Origin of the sequence: Mesorhizobium sp. M2A.F.Ca.ET.043.05.1.1, from assembly GCF_003952445.1 — a bacterium.
Taxonomy (GTDB): Bacteria; Pseudomonadota; Alphaproteobacteria; order Rhizobiales; family Rhizobiaceae; genus Mesorhizobium.
The window spans coordinates 2,671,169-2,690,600 of record NZ_CP034446.1 but is presented as its reverse complement, the minus strand read 5'-3'; the positions used below and the strand labels follow the sequence as shown (position 1 = coordinate 2,690,600).

Sequence of the window (19,432 nt, the reverse complement as noted above, 5' to 3'; positions counted from 1 at the left end):
TCCCGCAAGCGTCCTGCAATCATGGCAATCGCAATTCCCTTCGCCCAAATCCCATCGCGACATAGTTGGACGGACCCCGCCGTGGCGGGGCCGATTTCGCTCAGCTTCGCGCGGATGTTTCGGTGGCCGACACCTGCTGAGCGGCAAGGAACATCAGCGTCGAGGCGACCGTCCGCCGGTTCCATCCGGCGGCTTCGGCCGCGTCGAGCAGGCCGGCCAGCAGCGGCTTCAGCGCGCTTCGGCATTCGGCTTCATAGGCGAGGAATTCGCTTGCCGGATGCGTCGGCGTGGGAATCGAGCCATCTGCGCTCATCATGTTCATAAGGGCCTCCCAAGTTTTGGCGGAACGCCCGCTCCCGTTGCCGGGAGCGGGCTCTCGTCAGCGTCTCAGAAGTCCATGCCGGCGCCGGTCGGCACGGCCGGAGCGGCTTCCTTCTTCGGCTTTTCGGCCACCATCGCCTCGGTGGTGACGAGCAGACCGGCGACCGAAGCCGCATCCTGCAGCGCGGTGCGCACCACCTTGGCGGGGTCGATGACACCCTGCTTGTAGAGGTCGCCATATTCGCCTGTCTGGGCGTTCCAACCATAGGCGCAGTCGGTTTTCTCGCGCAGCTTGCCGACGATGATCGAGCCTTCCGATCCGGCATTCTCGGCAATCTGGCGCGCCGGAGCCTCGATCGCGCGCCGCACGATGTCGACGCCGTATCTCTGGTCGGGATTGTCGACCGCAACCGCGTCGAGCGCCTTGGCCGCCCTGAGCAGGGCGACGCCGCCGCCGGGCAGGATGCCTTCCTCGACCGCGGCGCGCGTGGCGTGCAGCGCATCGTCGACGCGATCCTTCTTCTCCTTGACCTCGACTTCCGTCGCGCCGCCGACGCGGATCACCGCGACGCCGCCGGCGAGCTTGGCAAGCCGCTCCTGCAGCTTCTCGCGATCATAGTCGGAGGTGGTCTCCTCGATCTGGGCCTTGATCTGCGTGACGCGGCCCTGGATCTCCTCCTTCTTGCCGGCGCCGTCGACGATGGTGGTGTTCTCCTTCTCGATCGCGACCTTCTTGGCGCGGCCGAGCATCTCCAGCGTGACGTTCTCCAGCTTGATGCCGAGATCCTCGCTGATGGCCGTGCCGCCGGTCAGGATGGCGATGTCCTCCAGCATGGCCTTGCGGCGGTCGCCGAAGCCCGGAGCCTTGACGGCGGCGACCTTCAGCCCGCCGCGCAGCTTGTTGACCACCAGCGTGGCCAGAGCCTCGCCCTCGACATCCTCGGCGATGATCAGCAGCGGCTTGCCCGACTGGACGACGGCCTCGAGCACGGGAAGCAGCGCCTGGAGGTTACCGAGCTTCTTCTCATGGATCAGCACATAGGGCTCGTCGAGCTCGACGCGCATCTTGTCCTGGTTGGTGATGAAATAGGGCGAGAGATAACCGCGGTCGAACTGCATGCCTTCGACGACTTCCAGCTCGGTCTCGGCGGTCTTGGCTTCCTCGACGGTGATGACGCCTTCGTTGCCGACCTTTTCCATGGCCTCGGCCAGGAAGCGGCCGATCTCGGCGTCGCCATTGGCCGAGATGGTGCCGACCTGGGCGATCTCGTCGTTTCTTGTGATCTTGCGCGCATTGGTCTTGAGTTCGGCGACCACCGCATCCACCGCTTTGTCGATGCCGCGTTTTAGATCCATCGGGTTCATGCCCGAGGCGACCGCCTTGGCGCCTTCGCGAACGATCGCTTGGGCAAGCACGGTGGCAGTCGTGGTGCCGTCGCCGGCGAGATCGTTGGTCTTCGAGGCGACTTCGCGGACCATCTGGGCGCCCATGTTCTCGAACTTGTCCTCAAGCTCGATCTCCTTGGCGACGGTGACGCCGTCCTTGGTGATGCGGGGGGCGCCGAACGACTTGTCGATGACGACGTTGCGGCCCTTGGGACCAAGCGTCACCTTCACCGCGTCGGCGAGGATGTTGACGCCGCGCAGCATGCGCTCGCGGGCGTCGGAATGGAATTTGACTTCCTTGGCAGCCATTGGATCACTCCTTGTCTAGGCAGCTTTCATTGACTGGGTTGCGGTTTGATCGAAGCCCCGGTCAGGCGGCTTTCTTCAGCGTCGCGGCCTGTTCGATCACGCCCATCACATCGCTTTCCTTCATGATGAGCAGGTCCTCGCCGTTGAGCTTGATCTCGGTGCCCGACCACTTGCCGAACAGGATGCGGTCGCCGACCTTCAGGTCGAGGGCCACGAGCTTGCCGCTCTCGTCGCGGGCGCCCGGGCCGACGGCGATGACTTCGCCTTCCTGCGGCTTTTCCTTGGCGGTGTCGGGGATGATGATGCCGCCGGCCGTCTTCTCTTCGGCCTCGATGCGGCGGACGAGCACGCGGTCATGCAGTGGACGGAACGTCATATCGTTCTCCTTCAGGACAAACAGATTGCGAGAGGTCCCTCCGCTCCGGACCGGAGGACCGGAGCGGGGCTCGCGACCCTTTCGGCGTCGCGCGCATGTCGACCTAATTTTGCCTTCTTCTACTTTCAAGGGGGTGCCAAAAAAATTTTGGCACTCTCGATCGTCGAGTGCTAGCGCGCTGAAAACATGCGGTAAATTGGGTCGCTCCGACAAAGGAAAGGCTTGAATTCGCGATTGAGCTGAACAAGATTATCGGCGCCCGGCAGCGCCGGACCGCTGAGAAATTAGAACCCGAACCAAGGAGTTTTTGGAGACGGAGGACAGAAATGGACCGACAGACGCTCTCGCCGATCATTCCTTCCCTTGCTCCCGAAATATCAGACCTTTCGCTCGACCGGCTGCTGTCGCCGGCCAGCCATTTTCAGCACCCGCGCGATGTGCTGGAGGACGGCTCGCTCGACATATGGGAAAAGCGGGCGATCCTTTCGTCCTGGGCATCCGACGCCTGCGCCGTGGAATCGATGCCGGCGCTGCGCCAGCCGCCGGGGGCCGAGCGGCCGGTCTCCTTCGACGACATCATGGATGCGCTGCGCCGACTCGACGCAACCGCCCCGTCGCCCAGCGGCCCTGCCGATGACGACCACCGGCAGCTGGTCGACCGGCTGAGCGCGTGAGGGCGCAAGGCGATGGCGAGCACGGTCAGCTGGGAATTCCGCTTGCAGATGAATGGCTATGGCCTGACCACTGCCGAGATCCATTATCATCTGCCCGACCATCCCAGCCTGCTGCAGCTTTACGTCTGGCAGGACTATGATCTCGCCCCGGATTTCCCCACGCTGAGGGGTTTTCTGGGCTTTTGGGAACGCGAGTTGGCGGGCGCCTTGCATTCCGTCCGGGTTGCCCACCATCGGCTCATCAGGCCATCGGAATGGCGGGCCGTGGACGGGATCATCCCGATCCATTGAAGATCAGCTCCATCAAGGCGGTCGTGTTGTGCGGCCGCCTTCCATCATTGCCTGCCCGCGCGCGAAGAGGGTGGCTTTTCACGACCTTGAAGGGGGCTTCGGGTTGGGCCCTTGACGTCCCGGATCTGAATTCCCAGATGGATTTTGCCGGTGCTTTGAGAGACCGGCAAGGGTCAAGGGGCGCCGCTTCCTTGGCGCTCCTCGTATCTATGTTGCTCAATGGAGGATGTAGCTATGAGAACCAGCTTTGACTTCACTCCCCTGTTCCGGTCGAGCATCGGTTTCGATCGAATGTTGAACGCGCTCGAAACGGCGAGCCGGATCGAAACCGTCGACAATTGGCCACCCTACGACATCGCCAAGACCTCGGAAGACGACTATCGCATCAGCATGGCGGTGGCAGGCTTCGCGCAGGACGAACTGGACATTACCCAGGAGCAGAACATGCTCATGGTCTCGGGCCAGAAAGCCGGCGAGGATAAGGGTGAGTACCTGCATCGAGGCATCGCCGGTCGCGCATTCCAGCGCCGTTTCGAGCTTGCCGACCATGTCAAAGTCGTCGGCGCCAGCCTGGTCAATGGCCTGCTGACCATCGATCTGAAGCGTGAAATTCCGGAAGAGATGAAACCGCGCCGGATCGAGATCGCAGCCGACAAGGCGATGCCAAAAGGCGCGACGAAGAAGATCGAAGCCGAGAAGCACGCGGCCTGAGGCCTTCCTGTCGGCGCCCCCGCGCAACGCGCCGGGCAGATGGCCCGGCGCACCCGGAAGCCTTTTCAGACCGATGAGCAGAAAGGAGGAAACCATGAGTGTCCGTGACCTGATTCCCTGGGGCCGCAGCAACGGCAACCAGGTTCCAAGCCTGTTCCGCGACGGCGAACGCGATCCCTTCCTGTCGCTGCATCGTGAGGTGAACCGCCTGTTCGACGATGTTTTCCGCGGCTTCGACAGCCGGTTGCCGTCTTTTGGCGGTGTCTCCGCCCTCGGCTCTGGTTGGCCGAGCGTCGAGATCTCCAGCGGCGAGAAGGAGATCAAGGTGACGGCCGAGGTGCCGGGCCTTGAACAGAAAGACATCGAAGTTCTGTTCGACGACGGCGTGCTGACTCTGCGAGGCGAGAAGCGCTCGGAGACCGATGACAAGGATAGGCAATTCTCGGAGCGGTACTATGGCCGCTTCGAGCGTCGCATCCCGGTCGGCTACGAGGTCAAGGAAGACGAGGTGGAGGCGCGCTTCAGGAATGGCGTGCTGACCGTCACCTTGCCGAAGAGCGAGAAGGCGCAGTCGCAAGTCAAGCGCATCGACATCAAGAGTTGATGCAGAGACGCGGGAGGTCGTCCGATGCGCCTCCCGCGCAATCTTCCATGACAGCCACGGCAGTCGGATCCGGGGCGCGGTCGTCAGGGGCGGCGCGCAGAGAGAAAGTTGACGGACGGAGCTTCTCTGTTCCGTCGCAAAGTCTTCGTATCCACCATATGAATGATGCCAAACAGCTCGATGAATGATGCCAAGCAGCTCGGTGCCTTCTCCCTTTTACAGCGGCGAATTTCAGCACCCATCGCGAGATGAAGTTAACATATGTTATGCCCGGCAGGCAGATCACCTGGAAGCGGTTCCGCATAAGATTGCGACCGGCGATAACCTTAATTTCGGTTTCGGTTGCATAGGCTTCCCGAAAGGAAGGTAAAGGGCTAGATTAGCAATTCATTAAGTACGCGTGGGGCGTGAGTAAGGGATGTGTGGTGATGAATTTCAAGTCTCTGATCAAGCGGGCCGAGGACGTCGATAAGGAATTTCAGGAACTCCAATCGGATCTGGCGGAAGCATTCGAGGACGTTCTGAAGGATGATGAACAACCGCCGTCGGGAGACGATGCCGTTGCCGGTCAGGAACTCGTGGCAAGCGACGAAAATCCGCCGCCCGAAGAGCAGCAGCCCGAGGCAGCGTCATCGCGGTTGACGCCCCATACCCAGACGCGGCTCGCCGCGCTGGAGGCCGTCGCCGGGCTTTTCCGCGATGGGCAGGGCCATCTGCAGGAGATAGAGGCGAAGCTGGCGGAGATCGCTACCGCGCATCACATGACGCGCGAGGTCCTCAACGTCTTCCACCGCGACGTGTTGCGCTCCAACGAGCTGGAGCTGGCTAATCTCGCTCTTACCGCCGAACACAAAACGATTTCGGAACAATTGCTTGACGCCGCCCGCAAGCAGCGCGAGCGCGACGGCGCGACCGAGGCCTGGCAACAGCGCGAGGCGAGCCTCGTCCAGGACCGCGAGCAGTTGCGCTCGGCCCTGGCGGCCGTGCGCCTGGAACTGGTGGAGATGAGCAATGAGAACGCCAGGCGCGAGACGGAGTTCGGTGAGATCGTCAAAGCCTTGACCGCCAAGACCGTCGAAGTCGACAGGCGCGGCGCCGAGAACAAGCTGTTGCGCGAGAAGCAGGTCGGCCTCACGGTCGACCTGGAGCAGGCGCAAAAGCGCGAGGCTGAGGCCCGCCACAAATTCGACGAGTTCGCGGCAACCCACGCCCGCGAAACCGCCCATATTGCCGAGCTGATGGCTCAGATCGGCAACCACGAGAAGGAAGAAACCCGGCTGCAGAAGGCGCTGGAGGCAACCCAGGCCAGGTTCGCCGAAACAGCCGAGGCGGCCCGCATTGCCGAAAGCGACAGCGCCGCCGAATTGGCGCGCAGCCAGGCCGAGATGCGTGGTTTGCGCGCCGAAATGCAGGAGCTGCAGTCGCGCCTGGACAAGGTCTCGACCGACAATGGCGAAGCGACGGCCGAAATCGCCAGGCTCAAGGGGCAGTTGAACGATGCCGTCACCGAACGCCAGATCGCCGAGGAAAGGCTCGCCGTTCTCAGGGAGGAGAGCGAAGCCGACAAGAAGAATTTGTCGGAGGTCAGCACCAATCTCTCACAGCTTTCGTTGCAGCAGGCGTCCGAGCAGATCCAGCTCGATATCCAGAAGCAGGAATGCGAGGATCTGCATGCCGAGGTCGAAGCGCTCAATGCCCGCATCCGGGAATTGCTGCCCTACGAGCGGCTGCATCGGGTGACCGACGCAAGGTCGCGCAAGGATGCCGCGCCTCAGGCCAACGGGATCATCGCGGAAGCGGCGCGGCCCGCCGCGCGGCGTGTTCCGCGGCGGAACCTGCGAGCCAACGCTGGCTGAGAAAAACCGCTGCGCCCGGAATTGCTTTGGCGGGCTACTTTCCCGCCATGCCGTCGGCAAGGTCCTGCGCCTGCTTGAGCAGCGCCGGGAAGGACGGATCGCCGGGCAGGCGCTCAGCCATGCAGGCGCGGTAGTCGGCATCGCCTTTTTCCCAGGCGGCGTTGGCGGGATCGGAGGCCTGCGGGTTATCCTGATCCGAGCCCTCGTTGCCCTGCTGGGCCTTCTGCGCGGCGGCGTCGGCGGCTGCCCAGATTGAATCGCAGGCTGCGATCTTCGGCACGGCGGGCGAGGCGGGCGCCTCGGCAATCAGCACGCGGTCGCCCTTGACGACCACCACCACGACATGCTGCTCGTAGATCGGCCCGACATCCTGCGTCCAGCCGCCGAGCCGGGCCACCACCATGTCGGCGCCGTCGGGTTTCTTCAGCGGAAAGTCGAGCGTGCCCGAGAAGGCGGCGTCGCTGCCGATGGCCTGGGTGTAGAAGCTGTCGAGCTTCAGCGCTGCGCCGATGTCGGTTGGCAGCTTGAAATCCGCTTCCGCCTCGGTCGACTTGGACTTGAGCCAGCGTTCGGTCAGCCCGCGCGTCGAGACGACGATGCTCGGGCCGTCGTCGCTCTGGGCATAGCGCAGCCCGTCGAGCATGCCGTAGCCGATATCGGAAGCGTTGAGGCTTTCGATGTTGTTGGTGCCGGTCGTCGGAAAGCCCTTGACAGAAAGCGGGCCGAGAATGGCGGCGAGACGCTGCTGCAGGTCGGCCAGCGCCTTCTCGTTCTGCGCATCGATGGTTTCGATGGCCGTGTTCGCACTTTCCTGCGCCGTGATGTCGGCGATCGCCTTGTCGCGCGCCGCGATATAGTCGTCTTCCGGCGAGGCGGCGAGCGCCGCGCTGCCCGCCAGCGCGAGGAGAAGTGTCAAGACCAGCCGCATGATGTGCCCCGTTTCGCCCAAAACCGTATGCATGTCTTGCAGGCAAGATTGGGCTAAAAAAAGACTTAGGCGCTGCCGCCGAAGCTGCCAATCTACCCCTCGTGGGGGAGATGCCCGGCAGGCAGAGGGGGGCGCGAAGGAACGCAAACCATTGAGGTCGTCATCCTAGGACGAAGCAAGGAGCGAAGCGACGCAGCGCAGACCCCAGGATCCATGCCGTGACGCTAAGGTGTTGCAACGGTTCATAATTCTGCTCCGCTGCGTCCTCCGGAGAAGGTCACGGCATGGATCCTCGGGTCAAGCCCGAGGATGACGAAGCGCTGGGACGGGCCGATCCAAGTACCGATACGTCGGCGGGACAGCGCCCCCCTCTGTCCTGCCGGACATCTCCCCCACAAGGGGGAGATCAGCAGTTCCCGCCTCTGCGCGTTATGCCTTCCGCTTCTCGACTTCCGCCTTGCGCAACAGGAACCGCTGGATCTTGCCGCTCGGCGTCTTTGGCAGCTCGGCGACGAACTCGACCTCGCGCGGATAGGAATGCCCCGACAGCCGCTTCTTCACATGCTGGGCGAGCTCCTCGGCCAGCGCCTCGCTGCCTTTGTAAGCGGGCGCCAGCACCACGAAGGCCTTGACGATCTCGGTGCGCTGCGGATCGGGCACGCCGACCACCGCCGCCTCGTTGACCGCCGGGTGCTCGATCAGCGCGCTTTCGACATCGAAAGGCCCGATGCGGTAGCCGGACGAGGTGATGACGTCGTCGGCCCGGCCGATGAAGGAGACCGAGCCATCCGGCTCATACTCCACCGTGTCGCCGGTGCGATAATAGCCGCTTGCAATCGCCGGCGTTTCCGCCTGGTGGTAGCCGTCGAACCAGCGCAGCGGCGAGTTGGCGATATCGACAGCAAGCACGCCCGGCTGGTTGGGGCCGAGCTCATTGCCCGCTTCGTCCAGCACCACCATGCGATAGCCCGGCATGGCGAAACCGGCCGAGCCCGCGCGTACCGGATGCCTGAGCCCGTGATGGTTGTTGACCATCATGCCGTTCTCGGTCTGGCCGTAATGGTCGTGGATGGGCGCGGCGAGATGGGCGTCGAACCAGCGGATCACTTCTGGGTTGAGCGGCTCGCCGGCGCTGCTCACCACGCGCAGCTTTCCTTTGACGCGGGCGGCCGCCTCGGGCCCTTCCGCCATCAGCAGGCGATAGGCCGTCGGCGAGCCGGCAAGGCTGGTGACGCCCAGCCGCTCGATGATGTCGTAGGTCGATTTGGCGTTGAAGGCGCCTTCGTAGAAGGTGGTGGCGATGCCCAACTGCAAAGGCCCGGTGATGGCGTAGTAGAGCCCGTAGGCCCAGCCGGGGTCGGCGATGTTCCAGAAGACGTCGTCCGCCGTGAGCCCGATCGCGTCGCGCATATAGGCGCCGAAGGCAAGAAGCGCGCTGAGCGGCACCGGCACGCCTTTCGGGTGCCCGGTGGTGCCGGAGGTCGACATCATCATGAACAGGTCCGAGCCCTTGCGCATCACCGGCTCGCAGTCGGGGGAGGCGGCGGCGAGCGCCGCGCGGAAATCGATGTCGCCTGCGGGCAGCGTCTCGCCGGGGGCGAGGATGGTGGCGACGCGCGGACGGTTCTCCACCTCGTCGAGCTTGCCGCGGTTGGCGGGGTTGGTCACCACCAGCTTCGCCTTGCTGTAGCTCAGGCGATGCTCGATCGCCTTCGGGCCGAAGGCGGTGAACAAAGGCTGGTAGACCGCGCCGATCCGCCATGTGCCGAGGATCAGCGCCACGAGTTCTGGAATGCGCGGCAGCATGCCGGCCACGACATCGCCGGGGCCGACGCCGAGACTTTTGAGCAGGGTGCCGACGCGGCCCGACATGTCGGCGAGGTCGTCGAAGGAATATTCGCGCAATTCGCCGCCGGCCGAAATCGCGCGCAGCGCCAGCCGGTTCTGGCCTGTATAGCGGCCGCAGCATTCGACATAGGCGTTGATGCCGGTGGCCGGATCGCCGTGAAGCCGCGCGATCTCGTCCTCGATGCGGAAGCGCTCGACGGCATCTTCGTAGCGCGGCAGCGCCGGCATATCGGTCATGGCAGTCCTCCCTCGGGCGGCGGATCATCTCCCCATGATCGCCGCCCGAGGGAGATTGCCTGAAAAGAGGGCGCTGGTCGATTGCGGCGAAAGTCGATGAGCCCTGGTAAGCGAGTGAGGTCGCGCTCCACGGCGCCCCCTCTGTCCTGCCGGACATCTCCCCCACAAGGGGGGAGATTGGCGGCTTCAGCGCCGGCCCTTCATTACAAACATCGGCGATTGGCGAAACCCGGCGCGACATCCGATCTCCCCCCAAGTGGGGGAGATGTCCGGCAGGACAGAGGGGGGCGCGAAGGAATGAGACGCGGCCGGGTAGCGTGCTTGGCTCTGAGTCAACCGCGCGGTTGACCTCGCCGCCCATCCATCCGATATCCCCGCGCAAATCTGTTCCGGGATGTCCATGACCACCGATCTCAAACAACCGGCCGCCGACGCCGCCTGGCAGGACGATGTCCGCGCCGGCGTGCGCCATGTGCGCGACCTTGCCCCGCTGCCGCTCTCGCCGGCCGAGCGCGCCGCCGCGCAGGAGGCCGCGGCCGCCCACAAGGTGCGCGTGCCAAAACCCTATCTCGACCTGATCGACTGGAACGACCCGGACGATCCGATCCGCGCCCAGGTGATCCCTTCGCCCGACGAGCTGGTCGCTGTCGAAGGCGAGCTCGACGATCCGATCGGCGACCACGCCTTCAGCCCCGTTCCCAGGCTGACGCACCGCCATGCCGACCGCGTGCTTCTGTTCCCGACCTATCAATGCGCCGTCTATTGCCGTTTCTGCTTCAGGAAGGAGTCGCTGACCTCGATCGGCCGCGGCTATACGCGGGAAGCCCTGGAGCCGGCGCTGGCCTATATCGCCGGGCATCCCGAAATCCGCGAGGTGATCCTGACCGGCGGCGATCCGCTGTCGCTGCCCGATAAGGCGCTGGCCGAGATCCGCGCCCGCCTCGAGGCGATCCCGCATCTCAGGCTCCTGCGCATCCACACCCGCGTTCCGGTGGCGCTGCCGTCGCGCATCACGCCCGGCTTGGTCGATGCGCTGCAGGGCCGGCTGATGGTGAGCGTGGTCACGCATTTCAATCACCCGCGCGAGCTCACTCAGGAAGCCGAGGCGGCTTGCCGCGCGATGCGGCAGGCGGGTTTCGTGCTGCTCAACCAGAGTGTTCTCTTGAAAGGCGTCAATGATCGTGTCGAGGTGCTGGAAGAGCTCTGCCGCGAGCTGATGTATCGTCTCGGCGTGAAACCCTATTACCTGCACCACGGCGACCTCGCGCGCGGCATGGCGCACCGCCGCACCACGATTGCCGAGGGCCAGGCGCTGGTGGCGGAGCTGCGCCGGCGGCTCTCCGGCATCTGCATCCCGACCTATGTCATCGACCTGCCGGACGGCGGCGGCAAGGTGCCGCTGGCGGCAAGCCACATCGAGGGCCGCGACGGCGGCACCTGGCTGATCAGAGGCCAGGACGGCAAGGTGTGGGAATACACGGAAGTGGTTGGCCAGGACTGACGCCGTATCTGTCTTGCCGGCGTCCGGCGACGGCGCTTGCCCGCCCGACTTTGGCCCCCATTGCGCAGCAGAAGGAACTCCATCTCGCGCCCCGCATTCTATGAGCGGGGGCTGAAGGAGCGCAGTGTGAAGGCTTTGTTGGGAATTGCCGGTGGGTTCGTGCTGACCCTGGCCGTGTTCGCCAGCGGGCTTGTCTTCGCCACCTGGATGCTGGCCGCCAAGCCGGTGCGCCAGGCAACGCCCACGATCGGCGTTTCCGAGCTCTGGACGAAGGACGCTCAGCCGGTCGATCCGCAGAAGCAGAATCTCGAGCGCATTCCAGCCCAGCAGGCCGCGCCCGCCAAGGCAGGCGGCGAGCCGGCCCTGGCGAACCCGTCAAGGCGGGTGGCGCCACCCAGGCCGCGGCGCTCGCGGCCCCGGTGGCGCCAGCACAGCCGCGGCTGCAACCATTGCCGGGCGTCTCCGGGCCCGGTCAGCCCGCGCCGGACGCCAACGCGGCCCAGCGGCCGGCGCCGGCCGACCAGCAGGCTGAGCTGCCCGTCGCCCATCTGCAATGGTGCGCCGCCCGCTACCGCAGCTACCGCCCGGAGGAAAACAGCTACCGCTCCTACAGCGGCGAGCTGCGCCCCTGCATCTCGCCCTATTACGATCCCGGCGACCGCACCGCCTCGACCGGGCAAAGCGATCAGACCGGCGATCAGGGCGCGAACGACAGGCAGGCCGCCACGGCCGGCGACCGGATCAACGAGACGAGCGACGACCAGGCCGAGATGCAGGGCTACGCGCCGTCCGGCGACGGCTACGCCACCACCTATGGCGGCCCGCCGGAAGAGATCTCGCCCGAGGCGGAGGCCGCCCAGGCCTCCGGCCGGCAGGTCTCGGCCGACCATGTCGACTACTGCTTCAGCCGCTACCGCTCCTATGACCCGAGCGACAACACCTACCAGCCCTTCGACGGCGGCCCGCGCCGGCAGTGCGAGTAGGGCGCCGGCGCCCAGCGGTTCGCGTTTCCTCGCCCCACGAGGTGGGTACGAAGTGGGGAGAGGTGGCCGCGAAGCGGCCGGAGAGGGGCCTGCGGCGCTGGTGGGCTGGCACAGGTCCTTCAACGTCGGCGCTCCCCCTCTCCGTCTCGGCTTCGCCGAGCCACCTCTCCCCATTTTATGGGGGCGAGGAAAAGAGCCTTCACCCCACGACCTTCCTCGGATTCATCACATTCGAGGGATCCATCAACGCCTTGATCGCCTTCGCCAAATCCCGCTTCACCGGGTCGGCATGCCGCTCATAGGCCTCGCGCTTTTCCAGCCCGACGCCATGCTCGGCCGAGAACGAGCCGCCGGCCTCGTGCAGGCCTTCGTAAAGCACGTCCTCGATCGCCGCGTGCCGCTCATGCGGGAGCGGGCCGTCGCAATTGATGGAGATGTGCAGATTGCCGTCGGCGAGATGGCCGTAGACATAGGGCGCGTAGGCGGCGTCGATCCGCTTCAGCCCGGCCTCGACGCGCGCCACATAGGCGTCCAGCGCGCCGCCCGGCACGGACACGTCGAAGGAGGGCGCCATCGGGTGCGCGCGCTCGATGTGCTCTGTCTCCTCGCGCAGCCGCCACATCTGGGCGGCTTGTGCCTCGGAGCTCGCGACCAGCCCGTCGAGGATGCCGGCCTCTTCCCAGATCGCCGCCAGCCCTTCCTCCAGCACGCCTCTTGCCGCCTCGACACTGTCGGCGCCAAGCCCCAGCACCAGAAGGCAGGGCGCATCGAGCGGCAACTGCCCGGGCGCATAGCCCAGCCCCCGCTGCATCAGCGAGGCAAAATTGCGCCACAGGATCTCGGCGGCGGAAAGCCGCGCGCTGGTCGAGCCCAGGAAATGCCGCACGATGCGCTGGGCGCTGGCCGCATCCGGCACGCCGACCAGCGCCGTGGCGCTGGCGCCGGCCACCGGATCGAGCCGCACCGCCACGCGCGCGACGATGCCGAGCGTCCCCTCCGCGCCGATGAAGAGATGTTTCAGATCATAGCCGGCGCTGGTCTTCAGCACCCTTGTGAGATCGGAAAACACCCGCCCGTCCGGCAGCACGGCTTCGAGGCCAAGCACACGGTGGCGCATCGTGCCGTTGCGAAAGGCCATGATGCCGCCGGCATTGGTGGAAACCATGCCGCCAATCGTAGCGCTGCCGCGCGCGGCAAGGTCGATGCCGGGGTCCAGCCCATGCGCGGCCGCCGCCTCCTGCAGCGCGCCCAACGTCACCCCCGCCTGCACGATCGCCACCCGCGCGAACGGATCGATCTCCTCGATTTGGTTCTGTCCGCCAAGATCGCAGATGATCTGCCCATCAGACGTCGCTGCCCCGCCCGCCAACCCCGTGCGTCCACCCTGGGCGACAAGGCTGACGCCACGCTCCGCGCAAAACCGCACCAGCGCCGCAACCCCCTCGACATCGCGCGGCCGCACCAGCGCCGAAGCCCCGAAATTGCGGGCGTCGAAGCCGGGATCGCGCGAGGCGAGTTCGGCGGCGTCCCAGATGGTGGCGGTGGGGAGAAGAGCGCGGAGGGCGGGGAGGAGCATGAAGGGTATACCTGGGAGGTTAAAGCCCACCTATAGAGGCCGCTGGCGGTCAAAGTCACTCCTAAGCCGGAAGTAATTATGAGTCGCCGGGTCAGCTATCTACCATTGCTTAGATCATGTCAGGACGTTGGCACCAACCAGGCACCTGCCGCAGATATTTAAATGGACCACCCAAAAAAAATATGCGAGAACTAGTCCGCATCTGAAGCGCGAAAAAATCTGCAAAAATCAACGAAGAATGGCTAAGATATGGACTTGCTGGATAAATTGTCTGAAAATGTGGTCCAGTTGGCCAGGCTGGGCCTTTCCGGCCGATCGCAAGACGTGCAGGCGTATGTCAGGCAATCGATTCGCAAATTGCGACAGCAAAACCCGGAGCTTGCGAGCCAGCTATCGGAGTTGCTTGCGCTTGCGCCGACATCGCTCTCTCCGCTGCGGGATTTTGGAGGGGCAATCGTTCCTGTGGATGCCGATTCGCGACTCGCTCTAGCTAAAAGCGAGTTTCCAGTGGTGTTGTCTGGCAGCCCTATCTTGGACCGGAACCTGAAGGCCAGGATCGAGCAGATTGTCGTCGAGCAACGTCAGCTGTCGGCTCTTGAACGGGAAGGCTTGGGGCCGACCAGGTCACTGCTTTTTGTTGGACCTCCTGGGGTAGGGAAGACAATGAGTGCGCGATGGCTGGCATCGTTGTTAGGGAGGCCATTGATAACCCTCGACCTCGCTACAGTAATGAGCAGTTATTTGGGAAAGACGGGAGGAAATATAAGGTCTGTTCTTGAGTATGCTAAGAGTGTCGAGTCAGTTCTTCTGCTCGATGAGTTTGACTCTATTGCAAAGAAGAGAGATGATGAAGGTGACGTCGGAGAATTAAAAAGGCTGGTAACGGTTCTTCTACAAGAAGTTGACGATTGGCCATCGACAAGTTTGCTCATAGCGGCAACTAATCATGGGGAGCTTCTCGATCCTGCGGTTTGGCGCCGATTCGATGATATTTTGGAATTTCGTGCGCCTGACGCGGATGAGAGAATGGAGGTTTTGGTTAGTTTATTTGGAGGTGATGTCGAAAAGTTAGAAGAGTGGCTACCTGTGCTTGTGAATATTTGGGAAGGTCGGTCATTTAGCGATTTGACGCGTACGGCGCAATGGATTAGGCGTAGAGCAATAACGTCAGATAACACCGTGTTGGACATACTTCTTGACAGGATTGGCCATGAGTTAAGGGGTGGCAGCCCCGACGATCGAAAGCGGGCGGCTCGTCTGTTAGCGGAACGAGGATATAGTGACCGTAAGATAAGTGAGATCGTTGGGATTTCACGGGACACTATCCGTAAAAGTCGTCCAAGTTCAGCGCCAAATTCTAGTAAGATGAGGGGACGCAATGGCTAGTCCGCGATATCTAATAGGTCAGGGCGAAAAGCTGTCGGAAGAAATCTCTCGACCTCCACGCGGCATGGGCGAGAAAGCGCACCCTTATTCGTTCGCTGATGCGCGTCGCCGGCTCGCTCCTCAATGGATGTCCACCGCGAAGGCAATTGATGCTTTGCCGGCGCTTGCTCGCCCGGGTGGGGAAGCTGCCCTGGAGATAACGCTCCATCCGAGCTACCTCGCGAAGTCATACTATCCGAGCTCGCTCATGCGCGAGCTCGGACTGCACCATCTAGGCAGCCGGGCGGTGCACATAATTCCAGAAAAGGTGATTGCCAGTCGCGCCGAGGAGAGCGGCAAGGCTCAACCTGCACCGGTTTTATATTTGGCTGGCGATGCTGACCGGCTGATTAGATTCAGTAATGCCGTAGGGCAATGGTCTCCTCGTGATGACACTGTGGAAGACGCGTTCAGGCGCATAGAAACAGTGGCCGTGCCAGGCCGTAGCCGTCTCAAATCTTTCTCAAAGCGGTTTGATGATCGGGACGAGATTCCCTTAGAGGTGGTCCTCCACAACCCCGAGGAACTCGGCAACAGCTTGGTAATTCAGACTTTCGCAAGATTTATGCGATCACTTGGAGTTCGTTTTGATCTGGATAGGCAAAGGCTAGCAGGTGGCTTGGCATTCCTGCCGATCATCGCTCATCGCGAACGACTTGATGATGTTCTGGGCTTTTCGTTCCTACGTGCGCTTCGCGAGGCACCTCGTATCGTCCCTTTCGACCCCATTGCCCGCTCTGTTGGACGTTCTTTCCCGGTAGAACTTGCAAGTGAGGACGCTGTAGCCCCTGACCTTTCCGTTGCTATTTTCGATGGTGGTCTCCCAGACAACCATGGGCTCGAAAGATGGGTCACGCTTCATGATGCGCCCGGCGTTGGCGCACCCGTGAGAGATGCACAGCAACACGGTCTTGCAGTCACTTCAGCCTTCCTGTTCGGACCGCTGACCCAAGGCAGATCGTCGGCGCGCCCATACGCTAACGTTGACCATTGGCGTGTATATGGCGATGGTGATGGTAGGAACGACTTCGAAGCATTTGATCTGCTGGACCGTATCGAGGATGTTCTTACTTCCCGTCGCTACGATTTTATAAACATAAGTCTCGGCCCGGATTATCCCTTGGATGACGATGACATAAGTCCGTGGACCGCTAGACTAGATCAAATACTTGCCCCCGGTGAGACGGTAGCGACTATCGCATGCGGCAACAATGGTGAACGTGACCGGGCAACGGGCCTTCATCGAGTTCAGCCACCTTCTGACGGCGTCAACATGCTTGCAATCGGAGCAAGCGACGGCTTTGGATCGGGCTGGCGGCGCGCGACATATAGTGCGTGCGGTCCTGGCCGTAGCCCAGGGTATGTTAAGCCGGACTTTCTCACTTTTGGTGGATCTCATGGGACGCCGTTCCTCGCACTTAACACTGTTGCACCACATGCCGCTGCGGGCATCATGGGCACAAGCTTCGCAGCACCTGTTGCGATGCGGACGGGAACAGGAGTTCGCGCTCAGTTTTCAGAAGCACTTTGGGCGCCAGCAGTTAAAGCTTTGCTAGTGCATCATGCGAACGGAAATGAAGCGGATCGGACCGAGACCGGCTGGGGGTTCGTTTCACATGGCCTTGGCGATCTTGTGCTCTGCGGCGACTATGAGGCCCATATTGTCTATCAGCGTCACATGCCAACTACAGGTGCGGTGCGCCTCTATCTTCCGGTGCCGGATGGTTTGACGGGGAATGTAGAGATCAAAGCGACCTTCAGTTTCTATTGCGAGGTCGATCCGGAGGACGCGATCAATTACACTCGCGCTGGGCTAGACATTCAGTTTCGCCCCGACACGACAAATATCCCTGCTCCCTACTACAAAGGAGGCAAGCTGATCACTCCGACAGTGGCTGCGTCAGACACGTTCTTTTCAGCTAAAAATTTTTATGCTTCCGAGCATATGCAGCGTGACGATGCACAAAAGTGGGAAACAACGCTTTCTCGTACAAAAAGCAAGCGCGCGTCTTCTCTGAACCAACCGGCATTTGATGTCAGCTATATCGCGCGCGAACATGGGCACGGTGGCCGGCGTTCCGCAAACATGAAATTCGCGCTCGCGCTAACAATTCGCAATCGATCTGCGAGAGACCTTTATGATCAAGTTATTGTCAGTTCCGGCAATCGGTTGCAGCCGATGAGACCACGTGTAGGGGTCCAAGTGCCAATCAGGTTGCCAAAGTAAATTAATACCAGAAAGCTCGGCGAAGCTGCCACGTAGCCAACCGTGGCAATTACCCTATATTCCGCCGTCACTCCACCGACCCACGCCCCCTCTAACCCGCCCAAACCGAGCACCCAACCTTCTGCCCTGTAGCGCTGTCCCGCACCACCTTCGCATCCACCCGCCTCAACCCGACCCTGTTCGCCCGCACTTCCTTGCTCGCGAGATAGGCCGGGTCGCCCACTTCCCAGTGGTAGCGCGTGTTGGCGGGCGCGCGCGTCCAGGTGAATTTCGACAGGTAAGCCACCTGTCCGGGCGTGGTGTCGGCGAAGCGGCAGTCGATGGTGGCGGGCATCAGGCCCTTCGCGGCCATCGCGTTGACGACCTTGTCGGCATCGGCCGTCGCCAGCCATTGGTCGATGCCGCTCGTCTGGTATGCGTCAATGCCCGTCGGCCGGTGCGTCATGCATCCTCCCAGCAGCATCAGCGCTGCCAGTGCCGTGCCTGCCTTGCCTGCTCGCCTGCAGTCTTCCCGATAAATGCCCATTGCCCGTCTCCTTGTCCCTGAAGAGTGGAAAGTCCCGGGCGGGATGGTGCTCGGCTGGACATCGCCTGTATATTAGCCGCTTCACATGCGCGGCTCGAGCGGGCTTGGCCGTCCTACCGGCCTGCGCGGGCAGGGGGAGCGATCGCGCCTGGGACGATGTCGGTGTTCTGGGCCACCTTGATCCGCCATCCAGGCTGTTCCTTCTTCAGCACCAGAAGCAGGATGCCTTCGCGCGTTCCGGCGGGCGAACCGTCCGGGGCGGATGCGCCGGTGAGGGTCCATCTGTAGTGCACCGATGCGAGGCCGGGAGACAGCTCGACGACCGACGCGGCGACACCCTCCAACCGGCTGTCGCGAAACATCGTGTTGTGTGTCGCGCGGTGCGCTGCTTCGATCTCGGCCCGGTCTTTCCACCACATGCCCACGACATTGACGAAATTGGCGTCCTCGCTAAACAGCGCCGCGAAGTCGTCCATGTCATGCCTGTTCCAGGCATCGGCGAACGCGGCCGCGGTGTCCTCGGGCTTGCTGATCTTCATGACATGATCTCCCTTGCTTTCCGCCAGGCTGGGGTGAGACGATAGCGGCATCGGCAGGTCCTGTCACCGTTCGGCCACAGAACTTGGCCGCGCCACTTCCTTAACGGCCCTGACCCCCAAAATTAACCTTTTGTTAACCATTCGCCCGGCACCCTTTAACCATTGAGTAAGGATTCGCCTGGACGTGACCTTCGCCGCCCCCCTGCACAACAAATCGATCCGCTTCCGCGCCCGTTCCTTCGTCGCTTTCACGCTGACGCCGGAGGCGCCGATCGCCGACTGGCTGGAGGGGCTGGATCGCTGGATCGCCAACTCGCCGGGCTATTTCAACGGTCGCCCGGTGGTGCTGGACCTCAACCTCCTGCAGCCGGGGCCGGAGGAGATCGGCGCGCTGGTCGGCGTGCTCGGCTCGCGCGGCATCCGTGTCTATGCCATCGAACTGGAAGGCGCCGAGCTCGGGCCCGAGCTGCCGCCGCTGCTGGCCGGCGCCAAGGAGGCGACCGCCGAGGGGCTGCTGGGCCGGGCCGCGCGCAAGGCGCGGGCCGAGGAGCTGGAAGTCGTCGCCGGGGAGCAGGTCCAGGCCGCTGAGCAGATCCAACCGGTCGCGGAGGCGGCTCCGGCCGAGGCTCCGCAGATCGCGATGTCCGCCGACGAGCCGGTCGACCCCGAGCTCGCGAAGCTCGAAGCGGTCAGGATCGAACCGGCGCAAGCCGCAAGCGCGGGCGCCGGGCCGGCGCAGCCCTCCGCCGGCACGCTGATGATCAAGGCGCCGATCCGCTCGGGACAGTCGGTGTTCCATCCGCATGGCGACGTCATCGTGCTGGGCTCGGTCGCGTCCGGCTCGGAAATCGTCGCCGGCGGCTCGATCCATGTCTATGGCACGCTGCGCGGCCGCGCGATCGCCGGGTCGGAAGGCAATGTGTCGGCGCGCATCTTCTGCCGCAAGAACGAGGCCGAGCTGCTCGCCGTCGACGGCTGGTACACCACGGCCGAGGAGATGGAAGGTGTGTCGCGCGGCAAGGCCGTGCAGGCCTTCCTCGACAATGATGCGCTCTGCGTGGTGCCGCTCGGCTGAGGCCGCAAGCTTCGGACCGGTTTCGCGTGCCAAAGTTGT

At 63.2% G+C, this 19,432-nt stretch carries 18 protein-coding genes; 10 read left to right on the top strand and 8 right to left on the bottom strand.

Going from position 1 to position 19,432, the window contains the following annotated elements; genetic code table 11:
• Window positions 1–100: 100 nt before the first annotated feature.
• From EJ069_RS13300 to groES, 3 genes are all read right to left on the bottom strand, one after another.
• Window positions 101–322: a hypothetical protein gene (locus tag EJ069_RS13300; RefSeq protein WP_126061671.1), complete on the bottom strand. Its 222-nt coding sequence runs from the start codon at window positions 320–322 to the stop codon at window positions 101–103.
• Window positions 323–387: 65 nt separating this feature from the next.
• On the bottom strand, window positions 388–2,016 hold the full coding sequence (gene groL, locus EJ069_RS13295) for a chaperonin GroEL (protein WP_126061670.1): 1,629 nt from the start codon (window positions 2,014–2,016) through the stop codon (window positions 388–390).
• Window positions 2,017–2,077: 61 nt separating this feature from the next.
• A complete protein-coding gene (groES, locus tag EJ069_RS13290; protein WP_126061669.1) occupies window positions 2,078–2,392 on the bottom strand; it encodes a co-chaperone GroES in 315 nt (104 codons plus the stop codon).
• Between the two features lie 326 nt (window positions 2,393–2,718).
• Between groES and EJ069_RS13285 the strand changes: the two genes are divergently transcribed.
• From EJ069_RS13285 to EJ069_RS13265, 5 genes are all read left to right on the top strand, one after another.
• Window positions 2,719–3,066: a hypothetical protein gene (locus EJ069_RS13285; protein ID WP_126061668.1), complete on the top strand. Its 348-nt coding sequence runs from the start codon at window positions 2,719–2,721 to the stop codon at window positions 3,064–3,066.
• Window positions 3,067–3,078: 12 nt separating this feature from the next.
• Complete coding sequence (locus tag EJ069_RS13280; protein WP_126061667.1) at window positions 3,079–3,357, top strand: usg protein; 279 nt, start codon at window positions 3,079–3,081, stop codon at window positions 3,355–3,357.
• Window positions 3,358–3,591: 234 nt separating this feature from the next.
• On the top strand, window positions 3,592–4,068 hold the full coding sequence (locus EJ069_RS13275) for an Hsp20 family protein (RefSeq protein ID WP_126061666.1): 477 nt from the start codon (window positions 3,592–3,594) through the stop codon (window positions 4,066–4,068).
• 94 nt (window positions 4,069–4,162) lie between these two features.
• Window positions 4,163–4,672 (top strand): Hsp20/alpha crystallin family protein, encoded by a 510-nt coding sequence (locus EJ069_RS13270; protein ID WP_126061665.1) that lies wholly within the window; start codon window positions 4,163–4,165, stop codon window positions 4,670–4,672.
• A 428-nt stretch (window positions 4,673–5,100) separates the two neighbouring features.
• Window positions 5,101–6,528, top strand: a complete 1,428-nt coding sequence (locus tag EJ069_RS13265; protein ID WP_126061664.1) for a hypothetical protein — start codon at window positions 5,101–5,103, stop codon at window positions 6,526–6,528.
• A 34-nt stretch (window positions 6,529–6,562) separates the two neighbouring features.
• Here EJ069_RS13265 and EJ069_RS13260 read toward each other — a convergent pair whose 3' ends face one another.
• Together EJ069_RS13260 and EJ069_RS13255 are read right to left on the bottom strand one after the other, a co-directional pair.
• Entirely contained in the window at window positions 6,563–7,444 is an 882-nt protein-coding gene (locus EJ069_RS13260) for a hypothetical protein (RefSeq protein ID WP_245456542.1), read from the bottom strand.
• A gap of 441 nt (window positions 7,445–7,885) precedes the next feature.
• On the bottom strand, window positions 7,886–9,541 hold the full coding sequence (locus tag EJ069_RS13255) for an acyl-CoA synthetase (RefSeq protein WP_126061662.1): 1,656 nt from the start codon (window positions 9,539–9,541) through the stop codon (window positions 7,886–7,888).
• A 400-nt stretch (window positions 9,542–9,941) separates the two neighbouring features.
• Here EJ069_RS13255 and EJ069_RS13250 point away from each other — a divergent pair, with 400 nt between their 5' ends.
• A complete protein-coding gene (locus tag EJ069_RS13250) occupies window positions 9,942–11,042 on the top strand; it encodes a KamA family radical SAM protein (RefSeq protein ID WP_189476349.1) in 1,101 nt (366 codons plus the stop codon).
• 419 nt (window positions 11,043–11,461) lie between these two features.
• Window positions 11,462–12,025 carry a BA14K family protein gene (locus EJ069_RS33285; protein ID WP_245456540.1) on the top strand — a complete coding sequence of 188 codons (564 nt, stop codon included), beginning with the start codon at window positions 11,462–11,464 and terminating at the stop codon, window positions 12,023–12,025.
• Window positions 12,026–12,224: 199 nt separating this feature from the next.
• Here the strand turns inward: EJ069_RS33285 and EJ069_RS13235 are convergent, their stop codons facing one another.
• Window positions 12,225–13,601, bottom strand: a complete 1,377-nt coding sequence (locus tag EJ069_RS13235; protein ID WP_126061660.1) for an FAD-binding oxidoreductase — start codon at window positions 13,599–13,601, stop codon at window positions 12,225–12,227.
• Between the two features lie 249 nt (window positions 13,602–13,850).
• On the opposite strand from EJ069_RS13235, the gene EJ069_RS13230 reads away from it, so the two are divergent.
• Both EJ069_RS13230 and EJ069_RS13225 read left to right on the top strand, forming a co-directional pair.
• Window positions 13,851–14,987 (top strand): ATP-binding protein, encoded by a 1,137-nt coding sequence (locus EJ069_RS13230; protein WP_210211329.1) that lies wholly within the window; start codon window positions 13,851–13,853, stop codon window positions 14,985–14,987.
• A 247-nt stretch (window positions 14,988–15,234) separates the two neighbouring features.
• A complete protein-coding gene (locus tag EJ069_RS13225; RefSeq protein ID WP_189476346.1) occupies window positions 15,235–17,253 on the top strand; it encodes a S8 family peptidase in 2,019 nt (672 codons plus the stop codon).
• Window positions 17,254–17,344: 91 nt separating this feature from the next.
• Here the strand turns inward: EJ069_RS13225 and EJ069_RS13220 are convergent, their stop codons facing one another.
• Both EJ069_RS13220 and EJ069_RS13215 read right to left on the bottom strand, forming a co-directional pair.
• On the bottom strand, window positions 17,345–17,779 hold the full coding sequence (locus EJ069_RS13220) for a hypothetical protein (RefSeq protein ID WP_126061658.1): 435 nt from the start codon (window positions 17,777–17,779) through the stop codon (window positions 17,345–17,347).
• Window positions 17,780–17,892: 113 nt separating this feature from the next.
• Window positions 17,893–18,318, bottom strand: coding sequence for an SgcJ/EcaC family oxidoreductase (locus tag EJ069_RS13215; protein ID WP_126061657.1), 426 nt, complete (start codon window positions 18,316–18,318; stop codon window positions 17,893–17,895).
• Between the two features lie 184 nt (window positions 18,319–18,502).
• On the opposite strand from EJ069_RS13215, the gene minC reads away from it, so the two are divergent.
• Window positions 18,503–19,393, top strand: a complete 891-nt coding sequence (gene minC, locus EJ069_RS13210) for a septum site-determining protein MinC (protein ID WP_126061656.1) — start codon at window positions 18,503–18,505, stop codon at window positions 19,391–19,393.
• The last annotated feature ends 39 nt before the right edge of the window (window positions 19,394–19,432 follow it).